The 4738-nt window shown below is 69.7% G+C and carries 4 protein-coding genes; 2 read left to right on the top strand and 2 right to left on the bottom strand.

From position 1 onward, the window contains the following. Positions 1-980 (bottom strand): cyclic nucleotide-binding domain-containing protein (locus E1266_RS35720; protein ID WP_132054784.1); only part of this gene is annotated, 980 nt, incomplete at its 3' end. Positions 981-1454: 474 nt separating this feature from the next. Here E1266_RS35720 and E1266_RS35715 point away from each other — a divergent pair. After that, positions 1455-2561 (top strand): helix-turn-helix transcriptional regulator, encoded by a 1107-nt coding sequence (locus E1266_RS35715; RefSeq protein ID WP_132054782.1) that lies wholly within the window; start codon positions 1455-1457, stop codon positions 2559-2561. Then, entirely contained in the window at positions 2540-3742 is a 1203-nt protein-coding gene (locus tag E1266_RS35710; RefSeq protein WP_132054780.1) for a hypothetical protein, read from the top strand. Before E1266_RS35715 ends, E1266_RS35710 begins: the two co-directional genes overlap by 22 nt. A gap of 8 nt (positions 3743-3750) precedes the next feature. Here the strand turns inward: E1266_RS35710 and E1266_RS35705 are convergent, their stop codons facing one another. Then, positions 3751-4134 carry a hypothetical protein gene (locus tag E1266_RS35705; protein WP_132054778.1) on the bottom strand — a complete coding sequence of 128 codons (384 nt, stop codon included), beginning with the start codon at positions 4132-4134 and terminating at the stop codon, positions 3751-3753. Between the last annotated feature and the right edge of the window lie 604 nt (positions 4135-4738).

Genomic DNA, 4738 nt, shown 5'->3' with positions numbered 1-4738 from the left:
CCCTCCCCGGCGTTCGCGCCCGCGGTCCCGGGTTCGCACGAGCATCGCCGACCGACCGCCCCACTGAGCCGCTGGTACACCTGCTCCTCCATGACGCCGAGCAGGTCCGGATGGGCCGCGACCAGCGCGCTGAACTGCTCCGTCGTGATGAACAGCCCGCGGACCGCCCCCATCGTGACCACCGTCGCCGACCGCGAGCTCCGGTGCAGCGCGGCCCGCTCCCCGATCAGGTCGCCCGGTCCGCGTATCGCGATGATCTGCTCCATGCCCGCCGGGCCGCCGTAGATCTTCGTCCAGCCGGCCTGGAGGAGGATGACGTGGTCGGCGATCTCGCCCCTGCGCCACACCACCGCTTCCGGCGGGAACTCGACCGTCCTCGCCGTCGCGGTGAGACGGGCCTGCTCAGCGCCGCTGAGCGAGTCCCAGAAGGTGTTCGGCGCTCCCGAGGCCCATTGCGAGGACGCTGCCGAGCGGAGGCCGGGCGCGGCCCCCGCCGGCAGTGCGGAGCCGGCCGGCCCGAGGACGCCCTGCCCGGCCATCTCCAGCAGGGAGAACGGTTCCGGCGTCCCGGTCCCGTCCGCGACCGATGTGTCACCGTTCTCGTCGAACTGCCTGCGTCGTATGGCCGCTATCGGCTGGGCGAACGCGAACGCGTCACTGCGCTTCAGCGCCTCGACGTCGGCGACCGACTCGGCGAACTGCAGGCCCTTTGAGGTGGCCATCCACTGGTTCCGGGTGAATCCGGCAACGGGTATGCCGATGAGCACCAGGACTCCGGCGCTGATCAGCCCCGCGGCTCCCGCGATGACACCGCCCGCGCCGAGGACGGCGACGATGCCGGACAGCATGCCCAGGGATCTGGCCAATGCCGCCGTGCCGGCGGCCTGTGCGGCCGGGCGGGACGCACGGGTCCGGGCCGCGTCGTTCTCACCGGGGGCTCGGGCTGCGCGGTCGCGGCCCTCGCCGTTCAGAATCTCCATGGCCGCTCCCGTGACAGGCCATTCCAGCGCTCGCTCGAAGGTGGGGGGTGGGCGGCCGGCGGCCGCCTCTCGATGGCTGGCTTGAACATGGGAAAGTTCCCGCTCGTGCCGAAGGACTGGTCACTGTGGGCGCCCCCTCCGCCGGGTGCCGCCCGTCGTCGTCCCGGAGCCGGGCGCAGGGTCCGGCACGGGGTCCCGGGAATCGCGTCGCTACCTACATCTCGCCGTGGACTTCAGTAAACTTCGGTGAAGTTCGCTGGCTTCTACAGCAACTTCTAGTTCTGCTTCTGATGTTTGGTCTACCCTCTGAACCCAGCGATAAAGCGGCGGTTCCGACTTTCGCGACCGGACGGTAAGGCGCAGATTCCTGCACCTTCAAGAAGTGTCAGAGAGCAACAAGCTGGGGTTTCACTCGCAACGGGGGGCGGTATGACACCTTTACCAAAGAAGTGAACTTCAGCTGAAGGAGTTTCGGTGGAGCGCGAACGAAACCCGGCCCAGGTCCTCGCCCACCGCTTGCGCAGCCTCAGGAAAGAACACTGGCCCGGCGTGACGATCACGCAGGCGCAGCTCGCCGCGGCATTGGGCGGCGACCAACCGCTCAGCGTCCCGCTCGTCTCCTCGTGGGAATCGGCCGGCAGGCCCAAGATCCCGCCGATTCACAGACTTGAGGCCTACGCCGCCTTCTTCGCCACACACCGTTCCCTCGAAGGCGGAGCTCCGCGTCTGATCGACCCCGCGGAGATGACCGACGAGGAACGCCTGGTCAAAGACGACCTCAAAAGAGAGCTCATGCGACTACGCAGTAACGCGCTGGGGGCCACGTCGGCCCTGCCCGTCCCCGAAGCCGACGGCGAATCGCCGGATCCGGGCCTCTGGACCTTCGGCGACGGCAAGACGATCACGCTCGTCTGCGCCCAGTTGCCACCCGAAATGCTGGCGAAGATGCCCTACAGCGATCCTGCCGATCCCGACTACATCGCCCTCTACAGCTACGCCGACCTCGACTCCCTGTTCGAGTTGCACGGCCACGTCCGGGCGAGCAATCCCACGAGTCAGGTGAACCTGCGGACCGCCCAGTACCTGCGATCCGACGACTACACGAGCCACCTCGTCCTGGTCGGCGGGGTGGACTGGAACGTCGCCACCCGCTCGGCCGTCGACCGGCTCGACCTTCCGGTCGAGCAGGTGACCGACTGGGACACGCCGGAGGGGGCCTACTTCGAGGTCCGCGACGGCGACCAGACCCGCCGTATCCTGCCTCGCCTGGAGCAGACGGACGACGGGCAGATCCTCCACGAGGACGTGGCCCTGTTCGCACGGGCCGTCAATCCCTACAACCACAAACGTACGGTGACCATCTGCAACGGGATGTACGGGAGAGGGACGTACGGCGCCGTCCGCGCGACGACCGACGGCAATTTCCGGGACCGGAACACCGAGTACTTGCGCGACCGGTTCGGCGACAAGCAGACGTTCCTCATCCTCACGCGTGTCCTCGTGGAGAACGGCGCCCCGTTGACACCTGACCTGACCCTCGAAGAGAACAGGCTCTTCGAATGGGCGTCGCCGCAGCAATGACCTCGGCCCTCACTCCGGATCACCACGGCTCGCACCGGCATCTGCTCTGGAATCCCGACGACGCGACTCCGGCACGAGCGCGAATCGACGCCATCATCGTGCCCACCAACCGTGCCCCGGCCCATCTCAGCGAGGCCGCCCGCATCGCGGCCTTATTGCAGTGTCCGCTGGTCACACTGCACAGCGGCAGATACACGAATGCCCGGGAGACGGCGCGAAGGCTGCCCCCGGACACCGATCTGATCGCCATCGACGTCCCCGGCCAGGAGGCTCTGAGGCTTCCTGAATTCGAGACTTCCCGGCTGCTGACCGGCAGGTTCGCACGAAAGACCGACACCAGCGCCAAACGCAACTTCGCGCTGATGCTCAGCCATCTCGTCGGCTGGGAACGCATCCTCTTCCTCGATGACGACATCTCCGTCCAAGCTCCCGAGGACCTCAGAACGGCAGCCGGCCTCCTCGACACCTACAGCGCCGTCGGGCTGTCCATCGGCGGTTTTCCCGACAACTCGGTCGTCTGCCATGCCTACCGTGACGTGGGCGGCGACCAGCAGTCGTTCATCGGCGGCGGTGCCCTCGCCATCGAGGTGACCCGCCACCGCTCGTTCTTTCCCAACATCTACAACGAGGACTGGTTCTACCTGCTCGACGCCAAGGTCGGACTCCGGCAACTCGCGGTGACGGGAACGGTCGTCCAGCAGCCGTACGACCCTTATAGGACTCCCGACCGAGCTCGGGGCGAGGAGATCGGTGACGTTCTCGCGGAGGGAGTGTTCTGGCTCCTCGACCAAGGACGCACCGTAGCCGAGGCGGACCTGCGCCACTGGGCTGACTTCATCGCGCGGCGCGGCAGGTTCATCGACCACGTGCTGCGTCTCGCGCGGGCGTCCACGCTCATCGAGGACGACGGCGAGCGGAAGCGCATGATCGCTGCTTTGCTGGCGGCCAGGGGGCGGCTGGCGCACATCACGCCGGAGTTGTGCCAGGGGTTCATCAAAGCTCTGGCGATTGATCAGGAGCGTTGGCAGCGGCATGTCGACCGGCTTCCCAGGCGTCCGTCGATCGAGGCGGCGCTCAACTCTCTGACGAAGTCCGGTCGGTCACCGCTCGTCCGGCACATCAGCCGGAAAGCGGCGCGGCCCCTGCGGGTGGCCTCCGCCGAAGGCGGCAGGACGGATTAGGCCGTTTCCTAACCTTCGGAGCTGCCGCGGCCGGCCTGCTTCCGGTACACCTCGACGGCGTAGCGGAGCCGGGCGCCGACCAGGAGCGCCTCGTCCTCCGGGCAGCCGAGGAGGCGGGTGACCAGTTCGATGATCTGGTCGTCCGACAGGTCCGGTTCCCGCGCGGCGATCCGCCCGACGATCTCGACCAGTTCGGGCCGCTTGTAGGTGGCGATCGACTGCCCGCGCCTGACCTGCGCCGACCCGGCCGCCGGTTCGCTCGGCCGCCCGCCGGGTCTCCCCCAGAGCGCCGGAATCTCCGCGGGAGGGTCCGCCGGTGGCGGCGGCTCGGCCGGTTCGGACCGGCGAGCACGCCCCGGGGCGTCGAGCCGCCGAGGCGGCCCGAACGGCACGTCCGAACCGCTCTCCGCAGGCCCGCCACCCGGCGCACGCGCATCGAGCCGCGGCGCGTCCAGCCGCCGAGGCGGCAGCCCGCCCCCGGCCGCCTCGCCGGACGCACGCCCCTCACGGTTCCGCGCATCGAGCCGTTGCGGCGGCAGCCCCCGCCCCCGCGGGTCACGCCAACCCTCACCCGCCGGCGCAGCCGGCTCCGGACCCCGCGGCCGCGCACCCGGCCCATCCGCAGGCACCCCGAACGGAACCTCCCGCGAAGTCCCCGGCACAGCCGCCCCCCTACGCGGCGGCGTGGACGGCCCCGCAGGCCGCGAAGCCGGGCCCTGGTCCCGCTCGTCCGGGCGTTGCGGCGGGCCGCTGGTCACCGGCGCGGAGGGGAGCCTGCGCGGCGGTCTGGGCGGCTCTACGGGACGCGGGGGCGGGCTCTGATCCCGGTTGTCCGGGGACTGCGGCGGCCCACTAGAACCCGGTATGGACGGACCCCTGCCCGGCACGACCGGCGACTCGGATGCGCGCGGGCGCGGAGGCTGTTCCGGCTCGTTCGGGTGCTGGGGCGGGCCGCTGGGCACCGGCGTGGACGGGAGTCTGCGCGGTGGTGTGGAG

Source organism: Actinomadura sp. 7K534 (assembly GCF_004348575.1).
GTDB classification, from domain to species: Bacteria; Actinomycetota; Actinomycetes; order Streptosporangiales; family Streptosporangiaceae; genus Spirillospora; species Spirillospora livida.
This window is presented reverse-complemented; position numbering and strand designations above follow the sequence as displayed.

Bases quoted from the DNA above. Each gene is read 5' to 3' on its own strand.
- E1266_RS35710 (WP_132054780.1), top strand. From the start codon at position 2,540: ATGGGCGTCGCCGCAGCAATGACCTCGGCCCTCACTCCGGATCACCAC.